This window comes from Candidatus Collinsella stercoripullorum (genome assembly GCF_027669965.1).
GTDB lineage: Bacteria > Actinomycetota > Coriobacteriia > Coriobacteriales > Coriobacteriaceae > Collinsella > Collinsella stercoripullorum.
This window is the reverse complement of the sequence record NZ_JAQECM010000013.1, coordinates 20,340-42,142: the sequence shown is the minus strand read 5'-3', so window position 1 is coordinate 42,142 and position 21,803 is coordinate 20,340. Positions and strand designations below refer to the sequence as shown.

The following is a 21,803-nucleotide window of genomic DNA, read 5'->3' as shown; positions in this document are numbered from 1 at the left end:
TCCCGGCCCGGCTCATCGGCGCCGGCCCGGCCACCCGACCCATCGTACACGGCGAACCCGTCGCGGCGCGCGCCGGCGCGCGGGCCCTCCGGCGAACGGCGCCGGCGCGGCTGGCCCGCGGTGGAGCGGCCCAGATGGCTCGAGACCGCATCCTCCTCCGTCATCACCGCGAACTCCGCACGGCGCGCCCCGTAGACCGTCTGGCGGCCGCTCTCCATCGAGACGCGCAGGACGATCCCTGCCAGCAGCAGCGACGCGATCATGGAGGACCCGCCGTAGGAGATGAACGGCAGCGTCTTGCCGGTCATGGGGATGACGCCCAGGACGCCCAGCGCGTTCACGAGGAACTGCACCATGAGGATGATCGCGCTGCCCTCGGCGGCGAGCCGGCCGAAGCCGTCGGGCGCCTCGCGGGCGATCTTGAAGGCGCTCCAGATGAGCAGGGCGAAGACCGCGAAGAAGAGAAGGGTGCCCACGAACCCGAGCTCCTCGCCGATGATGGCGAGGATGTAGTCGTTGTGGGCCTCGGGCAGGTAGTTGTACTTGAGGGTCGAGTTGCCGATCCCGCGGCCGAACAGCCCGCCGGACGCGAACGCCATGATGGCGAGCGTGGCCTGGTAGCCCGAACCGTACGGGTCCTGCCAGGGGTCGAGCATGACGAGGAGGCGCTCCATGCGGTACGGGGCCACGGCGATGGCCAGGACCACGAGCAGCAGGCCGCCCAGGATGACGCCGACCACCACCCGCGGCGAGAGGCCGGACATGAACGCCATGGCGAACACCGTGACGACGATGATGATGGTCGACCCGAGGTCGGGCTGGAGCACGATGAGCGCTAGGGGCGCGCCCACGAACAGCCCCATCAGCTTGAGGAACCGGTCGGCGGAAAGCGAGCGGCACTCGTAGTACTCGAACAGCAGGCGCGCGGCGATCAGCACGATGAGCGGCTTGATGAGCTCGGAGGGCTGCACGCTGAAGAAGCCGAGGTTGATCCAGCGGATGGCTCCGCGCGACGCCTGGCCGAGGCCGAACACGGCGGCGAGGGTCAGCGCGAGGGCGGCCCAGACCACCTCGGCCGGCCTACCGCGCATCCAGTCCCACGCCGGACGCCAGAACACCATGAGGGCGACCAGGGCGAAGCCGCCCACCGCGAAGATGAGCTGGCGCTCCGCGTAGTAGGTGGCGCCCAGGCCGTCGGATGCGGCCTCCACCGCCGAGGCAGAGTACACCATGAGGATGCCGAAGGCGACAAGCGCGAGCAGGCAGGTGGCGAAGACGAGGCGCGGGCGCATGACGCGCGCCGGCACGCCCGCGATCAGGCGCTCGCCGATGCTCGAGTGCCGGGGCGCCGTCGCGCGGCGGCGCGGCGCGCGGTCACCGGGACCGGGCCGACCGCGGTCGACGGCGCCGGAATCGGGGGCCGCCATGCCTACTCCCGCGGCGCGCCCGCGGCGCGCAGCTCATCGAGGTAGGCCTTGAACGCGCGGCCGCGCTCCTCGAAACCGGAGAACTCGTCAAATGACGAGCAGGCGGGCGACAGGAGCACGACGTCCCCGCGCCCGGCGAGGGAGCGCGCCACGTCCACGGCGTCGCGCAGGTCGTCCGCCTCGGCGATGTCGACCGCGCGCCCGTCGCGCGCGGCCTCGAAGGCGCGGCGGAAGCGGGCGCGGGCCTCGCCGTAGCACACCACGGCGCGCACGCGGGCGCACACGAAGTCGGCGAAGTCCTCGAGCGGGGTGCCCTTGTCGTGGCCGCCGAGCAGCACGATCACGCGGTCGTCCGGGAAGGCGGTCAACGCCTTCTCGACGGCGTCGGTGTTGGTGGCCTTGGAGTCGTTGAAGTAGCGCACCCCGTCGATGGCCCCCGCGGGCTCGATGCGGTGCTCGAGGGGGCGGAAGGAGCGGAGCGCGGAGCGCAGCGCCTCCGCCCCGGCGCCGATGAACAGCGCGGCGGAGGCGGCCGCCAGCGCGTTGGCGACGTTGTGCTCCCCGGCGATGCCGAGCTCGCCGACGGGGACCAGCGCGGTCTCCTCCCCCGCCAGGCGCACGGTCAGCACGCCGTCGCGCACGAAGGCGGCGTCGGCGGCGCCCGAGTCGGCGCGGGTCAGCGTCAGCACGCGCCTGCCGGGCGCGAAGATGCGGTCGGCGCGGGAGCGCACGCCCTCGTCGTCCATGTCGACGATCGCGAGGTCGCTTTCGTCCATGTTGCGCAGCAGGCGGAGCTTGGCGGCGGCGTAGTTCTCGTGGGTGCGGTGCCATGCGAGGTGGTCGGGGGTGATGTTCAACAGCACCGCCACGCGCGGATGGAGCTCCGAGGTGGTGGCGATCTGGTAGCTCGAGAGCTCCGCCACCATCCAGGTGGACGGGTCCGCGCCGTCGACGGCGCGGATCGTGGGGGTCCCGATGTTGCCCACGGCGACGCTGGGGACGCCCGCGCGGCGGAGGATGAAGTCGATGAGCGAGGTGGTGGTGGTCTTGCCGTTCGTGCCGGTCACGGCGCACCAGGGCGCGTCGGACAGGCGCCATGCGAACTCGGGCTCGCCCATGATCTGGCCGGAGCGCGCGCGGGCGCTCGCGAAGAAGTCGGAGAACTCGGAGATGCCGGGGCTGGCGACGCAGACGTCGTAGGAGCCCTCGACCTCCTCGGTCCCCAGCACGAACCGGACGCCGCGCGCCTCGAGGGCGCGCGCCGCCTCCGCGGGCTCGGCCGCGGCGCCCCCGTACACGGTGACCGAGCTCACGCGCTCGGGATGGTCGAGCGCCCACGAGGCGACGTCGAGCCCGGTCGACCCCTGCCCGAGGACGAGCAGGGTAAATGTTTGCGGCAGAGGCATGCGATCACTATCCAAGCTGGAAGAACAGGGCGAGGCCCAGCGCGCCGAAGGCCGCGGAGACGATCCAGAAGCGGATGACCACCTTGGTCTCGGCCCAGCCGAGCTTCTCGAAATGATGGTGGATGGGCGCCATCAGGAAGACCCGCTTCCCGGTGAGCTTGAAGCTCACGACCTGGATCATCACGGAAAGGGTCTCGATGATGAACAGGCCGCCGATGATGAGCGAGACGATCTCGGAGTTGGTCACGACCGCCATGCAGGCGAACCCGGCGCCGAGCGCGAGCGAGCCGGTGTCGCCCATGAAGATGCTCGCCGGATAGCAGTTGAACCACAGGAAGCCCAGGCATGCGCCGGCGCAGGCGGCCCCGAAGATGGCGAGGTCGGGGTTGCCGTGCAAAAACGCGATGGCCGCCATGATGAGCATGGCGATCATGCTCGTCCCGCCGGCGAGGCCGTCCAGACCGTCGGTGAGGTTCACGGCGTTCGACAGGCCGACGATCAGAAGCCAGGTGAACACGAGGTAGAGCCAGGGGATGTAGTAGACGCGGTCGCCGACGGTGAACACCGTCATGATCGACGACAGGTCGATGACGAGCCCTCCCGGGAAGCGGACCTCGGGGATGACGCCGCAGAAGTTCACGGCGACCAGGCAGAACGCGACGCAGATCAGGGTGAGGCCGATCATCTTCGCGTGCGGGGTGAGGCCGAGCGAGCGGCCGTGGGTGACGCTCGTCACGTCGTCGACGAGGCCGAGCAGGCCGGTGGCGACGGTGGCGAGCAGCACCGCGACGAGCTCGATGCTGAGATCGGCCATGAGCAGGCAGGTGATCGCCACGGCGACGAGGATGACCACGCCGCCCATGGTCGGGGTCCCCTGCTTGACGAGGTGGCGCTGCGGGCCGTCGGCGCGCACCTGCTGGCCGATGCCCTCGAAGCGCAGGATGCGGATCCACAGCGGCATGAGGGCGCCGCAGATGACCGCGGCGATGCCGAGGGCGAGGAAGGTCTGGTAGGTGGGGTACAGCGGGTTGCCGAACATCTGCTAGCACACCTCTTCCACGAAACGGTCGAGACCGACGAAGCGCGACCCCTTGACAAGCACGAGGTCGGCGGCCCCCAGCGAGCCCGCGAGGCGGGAGATGACGGCTTCGGTGTCGGGGAGCACCCGGACCGCGTCCTCGGCCATCCCCATGAGGCGGGCGGCCTGCGCCATGCGGCGGGCGTTCTCGCCGCCGACGCACACGAGCAGGTCGGGGTGGGACGCGGCGGCGTAGGCGCCGGTGAGCTCGTGCAGGCGCGCGCCCTCGTCCCCCAGCTCGCCCATCTCGCCCAGCACCGCGATGCGGTCGCCGTCGGCGGGCAGGGAGCGCAGCAGGTCCAGGGCCGCCGCCATGGACTCCGGCGCGGCGTTGTAGGAGTCGTCGATGATGCGCGCCCCGCAGGCGGACCTGCGCACCTCCGTGCGCCGCCCGGTGATCTCGATGGAGCCGAGCACCTCCTCGACCGCGTGCTGGGGGATGCCGAGCCTGCGCGCGACCGCGATGGCGAACAGGGCGTTCACCACGGACTGGGCGCCGGTGACGGACAGGCGGGTGCGGATCTGCGCCCCGTCCTCGAAGGTGAGGTCGAAGCTCGGGCACCCGTCCTCCCCGAGCTCGATGCCCCGCGCGCTGACGTCGTCGTCCTCGCTCGTGCCGCACAGCACCACGTCGATGCCGGCGGGGCGGGCGAAGTTCTCGATGATGAAGGGCGTGTAGTCGTCCTCGCCGTTCAGCACGAGCGCCGCGTGGTGCCCCTCGAAGTTCTCGGAGCTCGGCGGCATGCCGGAGACGATCTCGGCCTTGGCGCGCGCGATGTTCTCGCGGCTGCCCAGAAGCCCGATATGCGAGGTGCCGATCTTGGTGATGACGGCGTATGTGGGCTGGGCGCAGCGCGAGAGGCGCTCGATCTGCCCGAAGCCGTCCATGCCCATCTCGAGCACCAGGACCTCCGTGTCGCGGGGGGCGTCCAGGATGGTGAGGGGCATCCCGATGAGGTTGTTGTAGTTGCCGCGGGTGACGTGGACGCGGTAGCCGGTCGAGAGGAGCGCGGCCAGGACGTCCTTGGTGGTGGTCTTGCCGATGGACCCGGTCACACCGACCACCGTGCAGCGCATGCGCGCACGGTACCCCTGGGCCAGAAGCAGCAGGAACTCGGTGGGGTCCTCGCAGGTGAACACGGCGCACCCGCGCTCGTCGGCGGCGCGCAGAAGATCGCGCGAGGGCTCGCGCGTGAGCACGACCGCGGCGGCGCCCGCGTCGATGGCGGCGCGCGCGTAGTCGTTGCCGTCCACGCGCTCGCCCGGGAAGGCGACGAAGATGGAGTCCGGGCCCACCTTGCGCGAATCGATCACGCAGCCGCGGCAGACGCGCTCGGCGTCGCCCGTCCAGGGCCTGGCCCCCGTGACCTTCTCGAGGTACTTGACCGCTATCTCTATCATGCAGCTCTCCTTATCGAGCCGGAACGTGCCAGCCGACTATTGTAGCGTGCCGCGGGCCCCCGGACGCGCGGGCGGGCGCTTGCCCACAAAGGTAACGTCGCCGCACGGGGCGCCTCACCTCGTGGGCTTCACGCCGAGCGCGTCGAGCGCGGCCTCCATCACCGTCGAGAAGGGCCCCGCTGCGACCGAGGAGTTGTAGGCCGTCCCGTCGAGGGTCACGTAGACCTGCGCCTTGGGCGCGCTCGTCGGGGCGAACCCCATGAACGACGCCATGTAGCTGTTCTCCTGGTAGCCGCCCTCCTCGCTCGCGCGCTGGGCGGTGCCGGTCTTGCCCGACACCTCGTAGCCCTCGACCTGCCCGAGCGCGCCGGTCCCCTCGTCGACCACGGTCAGCATCATGTCGGCGACCTTCTCGGCGGTCTGCTCGTCGAGCACGCGGCGCTGGCCCGCGGTCCAGTCCTCCTCCTCGCCGTGACGCGACTTCAGGAAGTGCGGCGTGGTCATCACGCCCTTGTTGGCGATCGCGGACACGGCCCGGACGAGCTCGACCGGGCAGACCGACACCGACTGCCCGAACGACATGGCGGCCACGCTCGCCCCGTCGTACTCGTCGCGCTCCTTGACGATGCCGGTGTTCTCGCCCGGGAAGTCCACGCCGGACTTCTCGCCGATCCCGTAGTCGGACAGGTACTCGGCGAAGCGGTCCGCGCCGACCTTCTCGCCCACCAGGATCATGCCCGTGTTGGACGAGCGGCGCATGATCTCGCGGACGGTCATCGTCATGGTGTAGTCGCGGTCGTCGACGTCGGTCACCTCGTCGTCTCCCGCCATCACGGCGGCCGGCACGGTGAAGGTCGTCTCGGTGTCCACGAGCCCCAGGTCTATGGCCATGCCGCAGACCAGGGCCTTGAACACGCTGCCGGGCTCGTAAGCGTCGGTCACCACGCGCAGGTTCATGTCCTCGGTGCGCGCGGTCGACAGGTCGGCGGGGTCGTAGGTGGGGTACGAGCACGCGGCCAGGATGTCGCCGGTCGCGGGGTCGGTCACGATCACGGAGCCGTAGTTCGCCCCGCTCGACGCCACGGCCTCGGCGAGCGCGTCCTCCGCCGCCCGCTGGATGTTGATGTCCAGGGTGAGCACGAGGTCGCTGCCGTCGCGGGCATCCTGCTTCTCGTAGGCTCCCCCCGCGATGTAGGTGCCGTCCGCCGCGCGCTCGCGCACCATCCAGCCGTTCTCCCCCTGCAGCTCGTCCTCGTACTGGAGCTCCAGGCCGGAGATCCCGACGTTGTCGGAGCCCACGACGCCGAGCACCTGGGAGGCGAGCGTCCCGTAGGGGTAGACGCGCTTCATCGCGTGCTCGTACTCGACCCCCGCGAGGCCCTCGTCGAGCAGGGCCTCGGCGACCTCCGTGTCGACCTTCATCTTGACGTAGGTCCAGGTGGTGTCCTCGCCCACCTTCTCGCGCGCGTAGGAGCGCTCGACGCCGAGATGGTCGACGAGGGCGTCGACCACGGCGTCCGCGTCGGTGATCTGCTTGGTGTTGAGCGCGATGTTCATGCACTCCTCGCTCGCGGCGAGGACGTTGCCGTTGCGGTCGTAGAGGGTCCCGCGCTTGGCGTACAGCGTCGGCGTGAGGAGCCTGCGGCCCTCGAGGCGGGTCATGTTGGCGTCGCGGTAGAAGATCTGGTGCTGCGCGAGCTTGAACACGCCCAGCCCCATGCCGAGGCCGAGCAGGCCCTTCACGACCGTGCGGCGCGTGGGGTTCTGCAGCGGGCTCGAGGCGCCGGCCCCCGTGCGCGGCGGCCGGGAGGCGCAGCGGGGGTCCGTGCGGTAGCCGGGCCGGCGGTCGGCGGGCGCGCGGCGGCCGCGGTTGGGATCTCGTCTGTCCTGCATCGCGCGGGGCGCCCCTACTCGGCGTCGGCGGACGCGGACGTGCCGGAGAGGTCCACCGTAACGGTCTCGTCGGCGTCGACGAGACCCATCGAGGAGGAGGCGAGGTCGCGGATGCGCGTGGGCGAGCTGTACACCGAGCGCATCACCTCGAGGCTCGCGCTCTCGTCGCGGCCGGTCTCCAGCGAGCTCGAGAGGTCGGCGTTGGCGTTCAGGGTCCCGGCGGTGACGCCGGCGATGGCGATGCGCGCCGCGCCCACGACGAAGAACAGGGCGATGAGCACGCAGAAGGTCTTGATGACGCGGGTGAAGGCGGGGCTGACCGCCTGATCGGCCTGGCGGCCCTCGCCGGTGACGACGCGGAGGCGCTCGCGCGGGTCGATCCGCGGGGATTCGACCCGCGGGTCCTCGGGGACGAAGGAGGGCTGCATGTCATAGGCGACAGCTGCGTTTGAAGTTCGATAGCCCATGATATGCAACCCCGTCCCTCGTGGAGTGTGTGACGTGCGTTTCGGCGGACGGACCTGCGCTTCGCGCGCGGCGGCGCTCAGAGCCGCTCGGCTACGCGTATCTTGGCCGACCGCGCCCGCGGGTTGCGCTCGACCTCCTCGGCGCGCGCCACCAGCGGTTTGCGGGTGATGATCTTGAGTACCGGCACGTGCCCGCATACGCACACCGGGATGTCCGGCGGGCATATGCAGCCCTGGCTCATCTCCTGGAACAGCCGCTTGACGATCCGGTCCTCCAGCGAGTGGTAGGAGATGACGCAGATGCGCCCTCCCGGGTTCGTCCAGCGGACCGCCGCCTCGAGGCCCCGCTCGAGCACATCGAGCTCGTGGTTGACCTCGATGCGGATCGCCTGGAAGCTCTTGCGCGCGGGATGCCCCCCATGGCGGCGCGCCGCGGCGGGTATGCCCGCCTTGACCGCCTCCACGAGGTCGCCGGTCGTGGCGAGGGGACGCTCCTGCCGCCTGCGCACGATCTGGCGCGCGATCTGGGCGGCGTACTTCTCCTCGCCGTAGAGGCGAAGAATCCGGGCGAGGTCAGCTTCGTTGTAGGTGTTCACGACCTCAGCTGCGTTTATGGTGTCGTTACCCGGATCCATCCGCATATCGAGGGGGGCGTCCTCGTGATACGAGAAGCCCCTTCCAGGGATATCGAGTTGCGGGCTCGAGACGCCCAGGTCGAACAGGAATCCGTCCACGCCGGGCACCTGCGCCGAGCACAGGAGCGCGTCGAGGTCCCCGAAGTTGCCCTTCAGCAGCTTGCGCGGGATCCCGGGCGCCTCCGCGTCCAGGCGCCCGTGCGCCGCCGCGAGGGCCATGTCGTCCTGGTCGATGCCGATGAGCAGCCCCGTCTTCCCCACCGCGGCGGCCAGCTCCACGGAGTGGCCGGCGCCGCCGAGGGTGCAGTCGCATGCGACGGAGCCCTCCTTCAGCCCGAGTTGCTCGAGCACCTCGGAGAGCATGACAGGTTCATGCCGATATTCAGGTGTCAACGTTCCCTCAGCCATGCGTGCATCCCCCTTCGGCGCCTACGAGAAGAACAGGTCCATGAGCTCGTCCTCGGCCTCGGCCTGCATCCGGTTCCAGGTCTCGCGATCCCAGATCTCCAGATGGTCGGTGTTGCCGACGACCGTGACCTCGCGCTCGAGGTGCTTCTTGGAGCGGAAGCCCTCGGGCAGCGCGATGCGGTTGGCGGAGTCGATCTCCGCCGGCGTGGCCATCGAGTTGATCAGGCGCATGAGCTTCTGATCCTTCGGGTTGCGACGATCGAAGCCCTTCTCCTGCTTCTCGAACAGGCTCATGACCCATGCCTCGTACTGCTCCTCGGGGAACACGTACACGGCCTCGACATCGGGGGCGGGCAGGATGCGCACACGGCTGGGGAGGTCCTCGCGGAGGGCAGCGGGCAGGGACAGACGACCTTTCGCGTCGAGGTTTCGCTCGAACGATCCGGTCAGTATCACTGCAGCACCCCTCCTCTCGGCTACTCGGCGGGCCTTGCGCGCGGGGAGCCACCCCGCCTGTCGACGCCTTCAATCTTATGGTCGGGTTCGACATTTTTCAACACTTTTTCCCACTCTCTCCCCCACCGGTATCAAAGGCACCCCAGCCGCCGGACCGGGGGAACGGACGCTCCGGACAGAAGGACACAACATATTGTGTTGTCTGCGCTGCATTCCCCCAATTTTCAGCCGAACAGGGCGAGCTATAACCTTCAAGTTGAGGTTGAGGTGAATTTCACGAACGGTTTCGCGTATGTGACGAAACAAAGAACCTGCAGGTCAGAGCGGTGGGAGAAAATGGGAGGGCTTCAACCTGCAGTTTTGTTGAGCAGGAGGGTTAAAGGACCCAATATCTAGGTGTCGGAGGGCTCTTCGAAGGGCGTTTCGACGACCAGGGGGCACGCGTGCGCCCCCGCGGCCCCACCCCGCCTCAACCGGATGGCGAGTTCCGGCCGGCCCCGCCCGCCGCGCGCCCGGTCGGACCGTCCCACGGCGCCCCACCGGGGTGTGCGCGCCCCATCGGGCTCCACACCGACGCGCTCGTCCCACAGCGCCCCACCGGGGTGCGCGCGTCCCACCGCCTCCCACCGGCAGGCGCGCCCCACGGCATCCCGCCCCGGCGCCGCGGACGCCCGCCGGGCCGCCGGGACAGGGCCGCGGCCCTCAGCCCCGGCCGTCCTCCGTGGCGCGCGGATGCGCCGCCAGGTAGACCTCGCGCAGCCGGGTGCGGTCCACATGGGTGTAGACCTGGGTGGTGGAGATGCTCGCATGCCCGAGGATCTCCTGCAGGACGCGCAGGTCCGCGCCGCCGGCGAGCATATGGGTCGCGAAGGAGTGGCGGAGGGTATGGGGATGCAGCCCCTCGATGCCGACCCGGCGCCCGTAGCGCTCGACGAGCGCATGGACCGACTGGCGCGAGAGCCTCCCGCCCCGGATGTTCAGGAACACGGCGGCGGGCGCCCCGCGGCGCGCATGCGCGGCGAGCTCGGCGCGGGGCCCGTCGAGATACGCGGACAGCGCGCGGGCCGCCGCCCCGAGGACGGGCACGAGCCGCTCCTTGGACCCCTTGCCCACCACGCGCAGGAAGCCCTCGTCCAAGAACACGTCGCCCACGTCCAAGCCGGTGAGCTCGCTTGCGCGCACCCCGCATCCGTAGAGTACCTCGAGCACCGCGCGGTCGCGCGCGCCGGTCGCGTCGCGGCCGAACGGCTGCTCCATCAGGGCGGCGGCGGCCTCCACCGAGAGGCAGTCGGGCAGGCGCTCCTCGGTGCGCGAGAAGCGCACCGAGGACGCCGGCTGGGTCTCGGAGAGCCCTTCGCGCAGCATGAAGCGATGGAACCCCTTGATGGCCGACAGCTCCCGGTTCACCGAGGAGGCGGCGTACCCCGCCTCGCGGCGCTCGGCCACGAAGCCCTCGATATCCCGGCGCGTCACGTCGCGCGCGTCGACGACGCCCCGCTCGGCGAGGTACCCGAGGTAGCACCCCAGATCGCGCCGGTAGGCGTCGAGGGTGTTGCGCGAGAGCCCCCGCTCCACCGACAGGTGCCCGAGGTACTCGTCGCGGCAGCGGTCGAGCGGGGTCGCGCACATGCCCTAGCGCTCCGCGGGGTTGATCGGGTTCACGTCGGTGCGCGCCGTGCCCTCGTGCCGCGCGATGGACGCGCGCACGAACTCGCGGAACAGCGGCTGGGGCTTGGTGGGGCGGCTCTTGAATTCGGGGTGCGCCTGGGTGGCGACGAACCACGGGTGCTCGTCGCGCGGGAGCTCGACCATCTCGACGAGGCTCCCGTCGGGGCTCACGCCCGAGATCACGAGGCCCGCGCGCTCGAGCTCGTCGCGGTAGGCGTTGTTGAACTCGTAGCGGTGGCGGTGCCGCTCGTAGACGAGCTCCTCGTCGTACGCCTCACGCGCGAGCGATCCCTCGGCCAGGCGGCAGGGGTAGGCGCCCAGGCGCATCGTCCCGCCCTTCTCGGTCACGTCCTCCTGGGAATCCATGAGGTCGATGACCGAGTAGGGGCCGTCCGGGTCGAACTCGGAGGAGCTGGCGCCCGCAAGGCCGGCGACGTCGCGGGCGAACTCGCAGACCGCGACCTGCATGCCCAGGCAGATGCCCAGATAGGGGATCTTGCGCTCGCGGGCGAAGCGGGCGGCGCAGATCTTGCCGTCGAACGCGCGCTTCCCGAAGCCGCCCGGGACGAGGATGCCCGAGGCCCCCTCGAGCACCTCGGCGACGTTGCCCTCGTCGAGGCTCTCGCCGTCCACGAGCTCGACGTCCACATGGCGGTCGAAGAAGATCCCCGAGTGATGGAGCGCCTCGATGACCGAGAGGTAGGCGTCGGGCAGCTGGGTGTACTTGCCCACCACGCAGATCCGCACGCGGTCGGCATGGCGGTTGGCATGGTCCTGCTTGTCCAGGAAGGCGTACCAGTCGCTCATGTCGCGCTCGCGCGGGTCGAGCCCCAGGCGCTCGCAGACGCGCAGGTCGAAGTCCTGGTCGGCGAGCAAGCGCGGCACATCGTAGATGCTCGCGCAGTCCTCGTTGGTGAAGACGCAGTCGACGTCCACGTCGGTGAAGCTCGCGATCTTCGCGCGGATGGAATCGTCGATCTCGTGGTCGCTGCGCAGCACGATGATGTCGGGCTGGATGCCGAAGCTGCGCAGCTCCTTCACGGAGTGCTGGGTGGGCTTGGTCTTGACCTCGTGCGCGGCGGCGATGTAGGGCACGAGCGAGACGTGGATGTAGCAGACGTTCTCCGGGCCGGCGTCCTTGCGGTACTGGCGGATCGCCTCCACGAAGGGCTGGCTCTCGATATCGCCGATGGTGCCGCCGAGCTCGGTGATGACGACGTCGGCGCCGGTCTGCTCCTCGATGCGGCGGAACTTGTCCTTGATGGCGCCCGTGACGTGCGGGATCACCTGCACGGTGCCGCCGAGGAAGTCGCCGCGGCGCTCGCGGCTGATGAGGGAGCGGTAGATGGCGCCGGTGGTGAAGTTGGAGTTGCGCGTGAGGTTCTCGTCGATGAAGCGCTCGTAGTGCCCGAGGTCGAGGTCGGACTCGTAGCCGTCCTCCGTGACGAACACCTCGCCGTGCTGGAACGGGCTCATGGTGCCCGGGTCGACGTTCAGGTACGGGTCGGCCTTCTGCATGGTGACCTTGTATCCGCGGCTCTTGAGCAGGCGGCCGAGCGATGCGGCGGTAATGCCCTTGCCCAAGGAGGAGACGACGCCGCCGGTGACGAAGATGTGTTTGGTCATAAGATTGTACCTGAGCTTTCCCGTCGAAGTTCCACTGTCTTCACGGGTCTCCATTGTACGTCAGGCGCGCGGGCCCGGCGGCGGGTCTTATTCTCGTAACAATCGAGGGGCCCGCCGGCGGCCATCGCAGCCGGGCTTCGGGACGCTCCGGACCGGGAAAATAGGGACAGGGGCAAAATTCCCAGGACTGGGAAATTTGCACCTGTCCCTATTTTCCCGGACTCCCCGGTCCGCCGCGCTACTTGTGGTACATGCCCGAGCGCTCGTACTTGGGCTCGCAGCACACGTTGATGCCGAGCTTGCGGTAGAGCTCCTCGTCGGTGGACGAGATGATCACGGAGAAGAACGCGTCGCAGCCGCGCAGCCGCTTCAGGCCCTCGAGCACGCGGGCGGCCACCTCGCTCGTGGCGGAGGTGATGGACAGGGCGATGAGCGTCTCGTCGGAATGCAGGCGCGGGTTCTGGCTGCCCAGGCGGCGGGTCTTGAGCCGCTGGATGGGCTCGATGGCGTCGTCGCTGATGACCTCGAGCTCCATGTCGACCCCGGTCACGGCCTTCAGCGCGTTCATGAGCAGCGAGCTCGCCGCACCGAGACGCGAGGAGGTCTTGCCCGTCACGACCGAGCCGTCGGGCATCACCATGGCGCCCGCAGGCGCCCCGGTGGTCTGCTCCTTCAGCAGGGCGGCGGAGCGGGCGGGCGAGAAGTCCTTGTCGACCCCGGCCTTCTTCATGATGCCCTTCAGGCGGTCGACCTGCTCCTGGCCCGAACCGGTGCGCTTGACCTGCTCGGCGGCCGTGAAGTAGCGGCGCACGATCTCCATCTTGGCGGCGTCGCGGCACGCGTCGTCGTCCACGATGGCGTAGCCCGCCATGTTGACGCCCATGTCGGTGGGGCTCTGGTAGGGGCTCTCCCCCATGATCTTCTCCATGAGGGCCTTCACCACGGGGAACGCCTCGACGTCGCGGTTGTAGTTGACCGTCGTCTTGCCGTAGGCCTCCAGGTGGAAGGGGTCGATGATGTTGGAGTCGTCCAGGTCGACGGTGGCCGCCTCGTAGGCGATGTTGACCGGGTGCGACAGGGGCAGGTTCCAGATGGGGAACGTCTCGTACTTGGCGTAGCCGGCCTCGATGCCGCGCTTGTGCTCGTGGTAGAGCTGCGACAGGCAGGTGGCGAGCTTGCCCGAGCCCGGGCCGGGGGCGGTGACCACCACGAGCGGGCGGGTCGTCTCGATGTAGTCGTTCCTTCCGTAACCCTCCTCCGACACGATGGCGTCGATGTCGTGCGGGTACCCCTCGATCGGGTAATGCAGGTAGCAGGTGATCCCCAGGTCCTCGAGACGGCGGCGGAAGGCGTCGGCAGCGCCCTGGCCGGCGTACTGGGTGAGCACGACCGAGCTCACGAGGAAGCCGTAGGAGCGGAAGATGTCGGTCAGGCGCTGGACGTCCTCGTCGTAGGTGATGCCCAGGTCGCTGCGGGCGCGGCTCTTCTCGATGTCGCCGGCGTTGATGGCGATGACGATCTCCACGTCATCCGACAGGCTCTTGAGCATGCGGAACTTGGTGTCCGGCTCGAACCCGGGCAGCACGCGGCTCGCGTGGTAGTCGTCGAACAGCTTGCCCCCGAACTCCAGGTACAGCTTGCCGCCGAACTGGGCGATGCGCTCCTTGATGTGCTCGGCCTGCAGGCTGATGTACTTCTCGTTATCGAATCCCTGGCGCATGGGGGCAAGCTCCTCTCGAACGGGCACGCGCGTGCCGGCCGGACCTTCTGACCGGACCAGTATAGACGAGCGGAACCGGCGCAGACGGCGCGCCGCGCTCCCCCATCCTTTCTTCCGACGCGCCCGGTAGGCTGCCGCGCGCGGGCGGGGCCGATCGATACAGATGCGCCCCCTCCCGCGCACGGAACGGGAGGGGGCAGAAAGGTAGGGTCTCACCGGCGGCGGCCGCAGCTGCGCCGGCTCGACTGCTCTTGGACCCGCCGGGCATCCGGGAGGGGTCGCCGTGCCGGCGCCCGACGGGAGCGGGCGTCCCCGCTAGACGACCATGATGGCGACGGTGCAGATGACCGCGGACACCACGGAGAGGATCACGATCAGCTTGACCGCGAACTTGAGCCAGGTGGTCCACTCGATCTTGGCGAGGGCCAGGCCGCCCATGATGGCGCCGGAGGTCGGGGTGAACAGGTTCACCACGCCGATGGCGGAGCTGAAGATCATGACCATGACCTCGGGCGAGAAGCCGAGCTGAGCGGCGAGCGGGCCCATGATCGGCATGGACACGGTCGCCATGCCGGAGGTCGACGGGATCAGGAAGCTCAGGCCGAAGTACAGGACCCAGGCGAGCGGCGCGAACAGCACGCCGGACACGCCGGACAGGGCGTTGGCGGCGGCGTTCAGGACGTACACGTCCAGGCCGGTCGCGGCCATGAGGACCGAGATACCGCGCGCGAGCGCGATGATGAGGACGACGCTCATCATATCGGCGGCGCCGGCGATGAAGGTGTTCACGATCTTCTTCTCGGACAGGCCGCCCACGACGCCGATGACGATGGCCATGATGAAGAACCAGGTGGAGGCCTCATCGAAGTACCACTGCCCGATGGGCAGGCCGGTCACGACGGCGGACCAGCCCTGAGCGGTTTGGACCTCGGACTCGGAGACGCCCTCGACGGTGCCGTCCATGGTGGTCACGCTGCCGTTGTCGTCATCGTAGGCGGCGGCGAGGTCGTCGCTGGTGATCGGGGTCTCGACGGTCTCGTACTGGGCGCCGGCGTCGAAGAAGCCGGCGACGTCGGCGTTCAGGTCGCCGATGGGGATGAAGCCGGCGATCATGACGACGAACGTGAAGGCGAAGATGACGAGCACGCCCTTCTGGCGGCCGGTCAGCTTGACGTCCTTGTTGACCTCGGCCGCGGCGGCGCCGTGCGCCTCCTCGGCGTCCTTGAGCTCCTGCATGGACAGGATGGTCGAGCCCTTGTCGGCCTTGACCTTCTTGGCGTAGCGCAGGACGAACAGGATGGAGACGGCCGTGGTGGCGATCCACAGGATGGCGCCGAGGCCGATGATGATGGCCTGGTTGACCTCGATGCCGACGCCGCGCAGGGAGTCGACGGCCGCGCCGACGGCGAAGGGGTTCACCGTGGAGCCCAGGCAGCCGCAGCCGGCGCCCAGAAGCACGGTGGCCGCGCCGACGAGCGGGTCGAAGCCGGCGGCCATCATGGTGGCGGCGAGCAGGGCGTAGAACGGGACGGTCTCCTCGCACATGCCGTAGGTGGTGCCGCCGATGGAGAAGATGATCATGAGCACGACGATGATGGCGAGCTCGTTGCCCTTGAGCTTCTTCACGAGCACGGCGATGCCCGTGTCGAGCGCGCCGGTCTCGGTCATCATGCCGAGGAATCCGCCGAGGATCATCACGAACAGGCATACGGGAAGCGCATCGGCGAAGCCCTTGACGGGCGCGGTGAAGAAGTCGCTGAACTTGGCTGCGCTCACCTCACCGGGGGCGAAGCCGGATACGACGACGGTGACGATGGCGACGATGGCCAGCAACAGGAGAAGAATGGTGAATGACGAGAGCATGCCGCGCTTTTTCTTGGTTGTCTCAGCCATTGAACTCATCCCCCTTTCTCAACGTGAAACGAGGTCCGCGCGGACCGCCCGCCGTGCCGTGCTCGTGTTCCGGACGGGCGCGCGGATGACAACCGGACACCCCGAGGGGGACGCCGGGCGCGGGCGGGCAGGCCCGGCGCCGGCGCCCCTCAGGGCGTGAAGGAGAGGCTATTTCAAGGTCGCGTACATGACAGCCTTGATGGTGTGCATGCGGTTCTCGGCCTCGTCGAACACCTTGGACTGCGGGCTCTCGAAGACCTCGTCCTCGACCTCCATCTCGGTGACACCGAACTTCTCGGCAATCTCGGCGCCGGTGGTGGTGTTGGTGTCATGGAAGCTGGGCAGGCAGTGCAGGAAGATCGCGGAGGGATCGGCCTTGGCCATGAGCTCGGTGGTGACGCGATAGGGCTCGAGCTGCTTGATGCGCTCGGTCCAGACCTCGTCGGGCTCGCCCATGGAGACCCACACGTCGGTGTAGATGACGTGGGCGCCGGTGCAGGCGGCCTCGGGATCCTCGGTGAGGGTGATCGTGCAGCCGTTGGCGGCGGCAATGGGCTTGCAGGCCTCGATGACGTCATCGGTGGGCATGCACTCCTTGGGACCGCAGGCGACGAAGTTCATGCCGAGCTTGGCGCACACGACCATGAGGGAGCGGGCCACGTTGTTCTTGGCGTCGCCCATGAAGACGAGGGTCTTGCCCTTGATGTCGTAGTTGAAGTTCTCCTGGACGGTCAGGATGTCGGCGAGCATCTGGGTGGGATGCCACATGTCGGTGAGGCCGTTCCACACGGGCACACCGGACTTGGCGGCGAGCTCCTCGACGTCGGACTGGGCGAAGCCGCGGAACTCGATGCCGTCATACATGCGGCCGAGCACGCGGGCGGTGTCCTCGATGGACTCCTTCTTGCCCATCTGCGAGCTGCCCGGGTCGAGGTAGGTCACGCCCATGCCGAGGTCCATGGCGCCGACCTCGAAGGCGCAGCGGGTGCGCGTGGAGGTCTTCTGGAAGAGCAGGACGATGTTCTTGCCCTCGAGGTAGCGATGCGGGGTGCCCGTGCGCTTGAGGTCCTTGAAGTTGCGGGAGAGCTTGAGCAGGTATTCGATCTCCTCGGTGGAGAAGTCGAGCAGGCGCAGGAAGCTGCGGCCGGAGAGGTTGACACCCATGGATGAGTCCTTTCTCGTACGTGGGTCCGTGCGTTCGGGCGTATCGCGCCCATCGGAAAAGTATGGCGGCGGACCGGAGGCCGGAGCGCCGCCAACATCAAGATTTACAAATCCTCGCGCCAGAAGGGCATGCTCATGCAGCGCGGGCCGCCACGGCCGCGGGAGAGCTCGGCCGAGGGCACGACGAGCAGCTCCATGCCCTCCTTGTACAGCACGTCGTTGGTGACGGTGTTGCGCTGGTAGACGCAGATCTTGCCCGGGGCGACGGCCAGCGTGTTGGAGCCGTCGTTCCACTGCTCGCGCGCAGCCGCGATCGGGTCGCCGCCGCCGCAGGGGATGAGCTTCACGGCGTCGATGCCGAGGGCGCCGGCCAGGATGTGCTCGAGCGTGTCGTTGATCTCGACGATCTCGACCTCGCCGGGGTTCTTGCCCGGGGTGAGCTTGTAAACGGTCAGCGTGCCCATGATGGCGGGATGGATGGTGAACTTGTCGACGTCAATCTGGGTGAACACGGTGTCGAGGTGCATGAACGCGCGGGACACCGGGATGTCGAAGGCCAGGATGGTGTCGATCTTGGAGTCGGAGTTCCAGAACATGTTCTGGGCCATGACGTCGATCGCGGCGGCCTGGGTGCGCTGCGAGATGCCGACGGCGATGGTGTGCTCGTTGATGTTCAGGACGTCGCCGCCCTCGGTGTGGAAGGTGCTGTCGCGGCGGTAGTACAGCGACACGTCCTTGTAGTCGGGGTGGTACTTGAAGATGTACTTGCCGTAGATGGTCTCGCGGTTGCGCGTCACGGAGTACATGCGGTTCAGGTTCACGCCGGTGCCGACGACCGCGAACGGGTCGCGGGTGAAGTAGAGGTTCGGCATCGGGTCGACGAGCAGGTCGCTCTCGGACTCGGTGTTCACCAGGGAGTCGAGCGTGACGGAGCTCGTGAGCGGCAGCTCGACCTCGGCCTTGGTGATGCCGGCCATGGTCTTCTTGACGAACTCGAGGTTATCGGTGATGGAGTTCAGCTTCTCGCGCACGGCGGCCGGGGCGATCTTGCCCTTGATGCCCGCCTCGGCGAGCCACTGGTCGAGGAACTCCTCGCGCACGCCGGGGACGGCGTCGAGCGCCTCGGCCATGAGCTGCTCGAGGTACAGCACCTCGACGCCCTGGTCGCGCAGGATCTGGGCGAAGGTGTCGTGCTCCTCCTGGGCGACCTCGAGGAACGGGACGTCGTCGAACAGTAGGCGCTCCAGCTCGTCGGGGGGCAGGTTCAGGAGCTCGTCTCCGGGACGATGCAGGCAGACCTTCTTGAGCTGCCCGATCTCGCTCGTGACATGCAGTCCTTTCGTCATAGCCTCCTACCTTTCTATCCGGGCCGCTTCCGCGGCCCCGTCGTCGGGGCCTCTCGTGCCTGGGCCCCGTGTGCGGACATTGATAGTTTTATCCAATGTCGCCCCTCTCTTGCACGAGGGGGGCGAACGGTATCAAAGTTCGCCTAAACGGTATATGACCAAAGTATCAGCACGATGCACTCTAACTAGTTAAAGCGCATTTACCTGCGTTGACGGCAAAATGCCTAGTATTTCTATCTGAAAGAAACCGATTACCATACTCCCGTTTCTGCATATTTCTATCCCTGTTTTGTATATTTCGCGAGAATACGGGCGATTGCGCAACGCCCGGGGTTAGATTCAGAAATTATTTCGGTCTATTCATTTTTTTCTTCCGAACGACCGCTTGCGGGCGTACGGGTACCGCTCGCGGCGGCATCGCGCCCGCGACGCGCGCGCCGCCCGTGTAAGCATCGGATAAGGAATCCCGACGCCGACCTGAAACGACCCCCCGTGCCCTATATTAGAAAGATGCGCCTGCCCGCCGCCGCGGGTCGGGCGCATCCTATACTTGGATGCAGATCGGAACCGACGACCGGATTGGGGCGGATGCGCGATGGCTGTGAAGGACAAGGACCGCAAGAAGGGCGAGAGGAAGAAGGGCGCGGAAGCCGGGCGGATCGCCAAGGCGGAGCGGCACGACTTCTCCTACACCCAGAACCGCGAGCTCTCCTGGCTGCGCTTCGACGACCGCGTGCTCGCCGAGGCCTTCGACGAGACCGTCCCCTTGTTCGAGCGGCTGAAGTTCGTCGCCATCTTCGAGAGCAACCTCGACGAGTTCTTCATGGTCCGCATCGGCGGCCTGTCGGACCTCGCCACCCTGAAGCACCAGCCGCGCGACAACAAGAGCAACCTCACGCCCGCCGAGCAGATCGACCGCGTCTTCGGGGCGCTCCCCCCGCTCTACGAGCGAGCCCGGACCGCTTTCCACGGGCTCGAGGACGCGCTGGCCGGGCACGGGCTGATCCGCCTCGAGCCCTCCACCCTCGTGGGGGACGAGCGCACCTTCGTGGAGAGCTTCTTCAAGTCCTACATCTCCCCCATCATCTCCCCGCTCGTCATCGACCCGCGCCACCCCTTCCCCAACCTGCGCAACGGCGCGCTCTACCTCGTCTGCGGGCTCGAGGGGGCGGCGGGCACCGAGGAGACGGGGCTGCTCGGCCTCATCGAGATCCCGCCCTCGCTCCCGCGCGTCGTCGAAATCCCGAGCGCCGGAGACGAGTACCACTACATCCTCGTCGAGGACATCATCATGGCCTGCGTCGAGGGGTGCTTCGGCTCCTACGCGCCGCAGGACCGCGCCATCATCCGCGTCATCCGCAACGCCGACATCGACCCGGACGGCGAGGGCGTCGAGGAGGAGGAGGACTACCGGCAGCACATGAAGCGCATCCTGAAGAAGCGCCTGCGGCTGCAGCCGGTCTACCTCTACATCCGCGGCGCGCTCGAGCGCCCCACGTCCAAGCGCATCCGCCAGGCCCTCGAGCTGTCCGGCCGCGCGTGCGCGGTCACGGACATCCCGCTCGACCTCGGGTTCGTGTACTCGCTCGAGTCGCGCATCCCGGCGCCTGAGCGCGGGGGCCTGCTGTTCGACCCGTTCACGCCCCAGGCGAACCCCGACATCGACTCCTCCCGCTCCATGCGCGAGCAGGTGCTCGAGGGCGACAAGCTGCTGTTCTACCCCTACGAGTCGATGTCGCCGTTCCTCGACCTCGTCCACGAGGCCGCCTACGACGAGGACTGCATCTCCATCCGCATCACGCTCTACCGCGTGGCCAAGCAGTCGCGCCTGTGCGAGTCGCTGATCTCCGCGTCGGAGAACGGCAAGGAGGTCACCGTCCTCATGGAGCTCCGCGCGCGCTTCGACGAGGAGAACAACATCGAGTGGGCCGAGCGCCTCGAGGAGGCCGGCTGCACGGTCATCTACGGCTCCGAGGGCTTCAAGTGCCACTCCAAGATCTGCCAGATCACCTACCGCGAGGGCATGGCGCTCACGCGCATCACGCTGCTCGGCACCGGCAACTTCAACGAGAAGACCGCCAAGCTCTACTCCGACTTCATGCTCATGACCGCGCACCCCGGCATCGGCGAGGACGCGAACCTGTTCTTCCGCAACCTCTCGCTCGGCAACCTGCGCGGCGACTACCGCTTCCTCGGCGTCGCCCCCGCGGGCCTGAAGCCCCTGATCATGACCGGACTGAACCGCGAGATCGACCGTGCCCAGGCCGGGTTGCCCGCGCGGGTCTTCTTCAAGCTGAACTCGCTCACCGACCGCGAGGTGATCGACAAGATCTCCGAGGCGAGCCGCGCCGGCGTCGAGGTCGAGATGATCATCCGCGGCATCTCCTGCCTGCTGCCCGGCATCCCCGGCAAGACGGAGAACGTGCACATCCGCTCGATCGTGGGGCGCTTCCTCGAGCACGCGCGCGTCTACGCCTTCGGCGAGGACGCGGACACGGTCTACCTGTCGAGCGCGGACATGATGACCCGCAACACCGAGCACCGCGTGGAGATCGCCTTCCCGGTGCTCGATGCCGAGCTGCGCGCGCAGGTCATCGAGTTCATGCGCATCCAGCTGCGCGACAACGTGAAGGCCCGCGAGCTCACGAGCGAGGGCGCCTGGGCGCCCGTGCCGCACGAGGAGGGCGCGGAGCCCTTCGTCGCGCAGGAGTACCTGATGCAGCTCGCCTGCGCGCAGGGCCGCCGGGCGGAGCGCGCCGAGTCCCGGCGCGCCGTGGCCCGTCCGAGCGTTCCCATGGGGACGCCCCCGGCGACGGCCGTGGAGAAGGACGGCGACGGGGTCCTCGAGCACGAGCCCCAGCCCGCGCCCGCACCTGCGCCCGGGACCGAGGCGGCGCCGACGGCACCCGAGCCCTCCGGACGGGCGTCGGGCGGCCCCGCCCCATCCGAGCCGACACCAGAGCCGGAGCCGGAGCCGACGGCGGTCGAGGCGGAGCTCATCGACCCGGAGCCCGAGCCGGCGGACGGCGGACGGGTCCGCGCCCGCCGCGGGGACGGGACCATCGTGGTGCGGCGCCACGGCCGCGTGACCACCGGCCTCGCCCTGGTCGGCCTCGGCATCAAGACGCTGCTGTTCGGCAGCGGGGATGAGCGCCGCCGCGGCTGAGCCGCGAGCGGTCCGAGACCCCCTTCGCGCGCCGCCCGTCAGCTGCGAC

At 68.6% G+C, this 21,803-nt stretch carries 15 protein-coding genes; 1 reads left to right on the top strand and 14 read right to left on the bottom strand.

Annotated elements, in window-relative coordinates:
• From ftsW to arcA, 14 genes are all read right to left on the bottom strand, one after another.
• The coding region (gene ftsW, locus PHA29_RS04665; RefSeq protein WP_270848364.1) for a putative lipid II flippase FtsW at positions 1-1,427 on the bottom strand (1,427 nt) is incomplete at its 3' end.
• 2 nt (positions 1,428-1,429) lie between these two features.
• On the bottom strand, positions 1,430-2,833 hold the full coding sequence (gene murD / locus PHA29_RS04660) for a UDP-N-acetylmuramoyl-L-alanine--D-glutamate ligase (protein ID WP_270848362.1): 1,404 nt from the start codon (positions 2,831-2,833) through the stop codon (positions 1,430-1,432).
• 7 nt (positions 2,834-2,840) lie between these two features.
• The gene (gene mraY / locus PHA29_RS04655) at positions 2,841-3,872 is read right to left on the bottom strand and encodes a phospho-N-acetylmuramoyl-pentapeptide-transferase (RefSeq protein ID WP_270574978.1); all 1,032 of its coding nucleotides are present in this window, start codon (positions 3,870-3,872) and stop codon (positions 2,841-2,843) included.
• A gap of 3 nt (positions 3,873-3,875) precedes the next feature.
• A complete protein-coding gene (locus PHA29_RS04650) occupies positions 3,876-5,312 on the bottom strand; it encodes a UDP-N-acetylmuramoyl-tripeptide--D-alanyl-D-alanine ligase (RefSeq protein WP_270405712.1) in 1,437 nt (478 codons plus the stop codon).
• A gap of 114 nt (positions 5,313-5,426) precedes the next feature.
• Positions 5,427-7,205: a peptidoglycan D,D-transpeptidase FtsI family protein gene (locus PHA29_RS04645; protein ID WP_270848359.1), complete on the bottom strand. Its 1,779-nt coding sequence runs from the start codon at positions 7,203-7,205 to the stop codon at positions 5,427-5,429.
• 14 nt (positions 7,206-7,219) lie between these two features.
• Positions 7,220-7,672, bottom strand: coding sequence for a hypothetical protein (locus PHA29_RS04640; protein WP_270848357.1), 453 nt, complete (start codon positions 7,670-7,672; stop codon positions 7,220-7,222).
• 77 nt (positions 7,673-7,749) lie between these two features.
• Positions 7,750-8,715, bottom strand: a complete 966-nt coding sequence (gene rsmH / locus PHA29_RS04635; RefSeq protein ID WP_270848355.1) for a 16S rRNA (cytosine(1402)-N(4))-methyltransferase RsmH — start codon at positions 8,713-8,715, stop codon at positions 7,750-7,752.
• A 21-nt stretch (positions 8,716-8,736) separates the two neighbouring features.
• Positions 8,737-9,171: a division/cell wall cluster transcriptional repressor MraZ gene (locus PHA29_RS04630; RefSeq protein WP_270405719.1), complete on the bottom strand. Its 435-nt coding sequence runs from the start codon at positions 9,169-9,171 to the stop codon at positions 8,737-8,739.
• A gap of 702 nt (positions 9,172-9,873) precedes the next feature.
• Positions 9,874-10,800 carry a site-specific tyrosine recombinase gene (locus tag PHA29_RS04625; RefSeq protein ID WP_270405102.1) on the bottom strand — a complete coding sequence of 309 codons (927 nt, stop codon included), beginning with the start codon at positions 10,798-10,800 and terminating at the stop codon, positions 9,874-9,876.
• Between the two features lie 3 nt (positions 10,801-10,803).
• Positions 10,804-12,465, bottom strand: coding sequence for a CTP synthase (locus PHA29_RS04620; protein ID WP_270848353.1), 1,662 nt, complete (start codon positions 12,463-12,465; stop codon positions 10,804-10,806).
• Positions 12,466-12,703: 238 nt separating this feature from the next.
• Positions 12,704-14,185 (bottom strand): DUF1846 domain-containing protein, encoded by a 1,482-nt coding sequence (locus PHA29_RS04615; RefSeq protein WP_270848352.1) that lies wholly within the window; start codon positions 14,183-14,185, stop codon positions 12,704-12,706.
• A 315-nt stretch (positions 14,186-14,500) separates the two neighbouring features.
• A complete protein-coding gene (locus PHA29_RS04610; RefSeq protein ID WP_408612024.1) occupies positions 14,501-16,087 on the bottom strand; it encodes a YfcC family protein in 1,587 nt (528 codons plus the stop codon).
• A 159-nt stretch (positions 16,088-16,246) separates the two neighbouring features.
• The gene (gene argF / locus PHA29_RS04605) at positions 16,247-17,242 is read right to left on the bottom strand and encodes an ornithine carbamoyltransferase (RefSeq protein ID WP_270405106.1); all 996 of its coding nucleotides are present in this window, start codon (positions 17,240-17,242) and stop codon (positions 16,247-16,249) included.
• Between the two features lie 104 nt (positions 17,243-17,346).
• A complete protein-coding gene (gene arcA, locus PHA29_RS04600) occupies positions 17,347-18,588 on the bottom strand; it encodes an arginine deiminase (RefSeq protein WP_270848350.1) in 1,242 nt (413 codons plus the stop codon).
• Between the two features lie 595 nt (positions 18,589-19,183).
• Here arcA and ppk1 point away from each other — a divergent pair.
• Complete coding sequence (gene ppk1 / locus PHA29_RS04595; RefSeq protein WP_270405108.1) at positions 19,184-21,754, top strand: polyphosphate kinase 1; 2,571 nt, start codon at positions 19,184-19,186, stop codon at positions 21,752-21,754.
• Positions 21,755-21,803 lie beyond the last annotated feature (49 nt).

Bases quoted from the DNA above. Each gene is read 5' to 3' on its own strand.
- murD (WP_270848362.1), bottom strand. From the start codon at position 2,833: ATGCCTCTGCCGCAAACATTTACCCTGCTCGTCCTCGGGCAGGGGTCG.
- mraY (WP_270574978.1), bottom strand. From the start codon at position 3,872: ATGTTCGGCAACCCGCTGTACCCCACCTACCAGACCTTCCTCGCCCTC.
- PHA29_RS04650 (WP_270405712.1), bottom strand. From the start codon at position 5,312: ATGATAGAGATAGCGGTCAAGTACCTCGAGAAGGTCACGGGGGCCAGG.
- PHA29_RS04645 (WP_270848359.1), bottom strand. From the start codon at position 7,205: ATGCAGGACAGACGAGATCCCAACCGCGGCCGCCGCGCGCCCGCCGAC.
- PHA29_RS04640 (WP_270848357.1), bottom strand. From the start codon at position 7,672: ATGGGCTATCGAACTTCAAACGCAGCTGTCGCCTATGACATGCAGCCC.
- rsmH (WP_270848355.1), bottom strand. From the start codon at position 8,715: ATGGCTGAGGGAACGTTGACACCTGAATATCGGCATGAACCTGTCATG.
- PHA29_RS04625 (WP_270405102.1), bottom strand. From the start codon at position 10,800: ATGTGCGCGACCCCGCTCGACCGCTGCCGCGACGAGTACCTCGGGCAC.
- PHA29_RS04620 (WP_270848353.1), bottom strand. From the start codon at position 12,465: ATGACCAAACACATCTTCGTCACCGGCGGCGTCGTCTCCTCCTTGGGC.
- PHA29_RS04615 (WP_270848352.1), bottom strand. From the start codon at position 14,185: ATGCGCCAGGGATTCGATAACGAGAAGTACATCAGCCTGCAGGCCGAG.
- PHA29_RS04610 (WP_408612024.1), bottom strand. From the start codon at position 16,087: ATGAGTTCAATGGCTGAGACAACCAAGAAAAAGCGCGGCATGCTCTCG.
- argF (WP_270405106.1), bottom strand. From the start codon at position 17,242: ATGGGTGTCAACCTCTCCGGCCGCAGCTTCCTGCGCCTGCTCGACTTC.
- arcA (WP_270848350.1), bottom strand. From the start codon at position 18,588: ATGACGAAAGGACTGCATGTCACGAGCGAGATCGGGCAGCTCAAGAAG.
- ppk1 (WP_270405108.1), top strand. From the start codon at position 19,184: ATGGCTGTGAAGGACAAGGACCGCAAGAAGGGCGAGAGGAAGAAGGGC.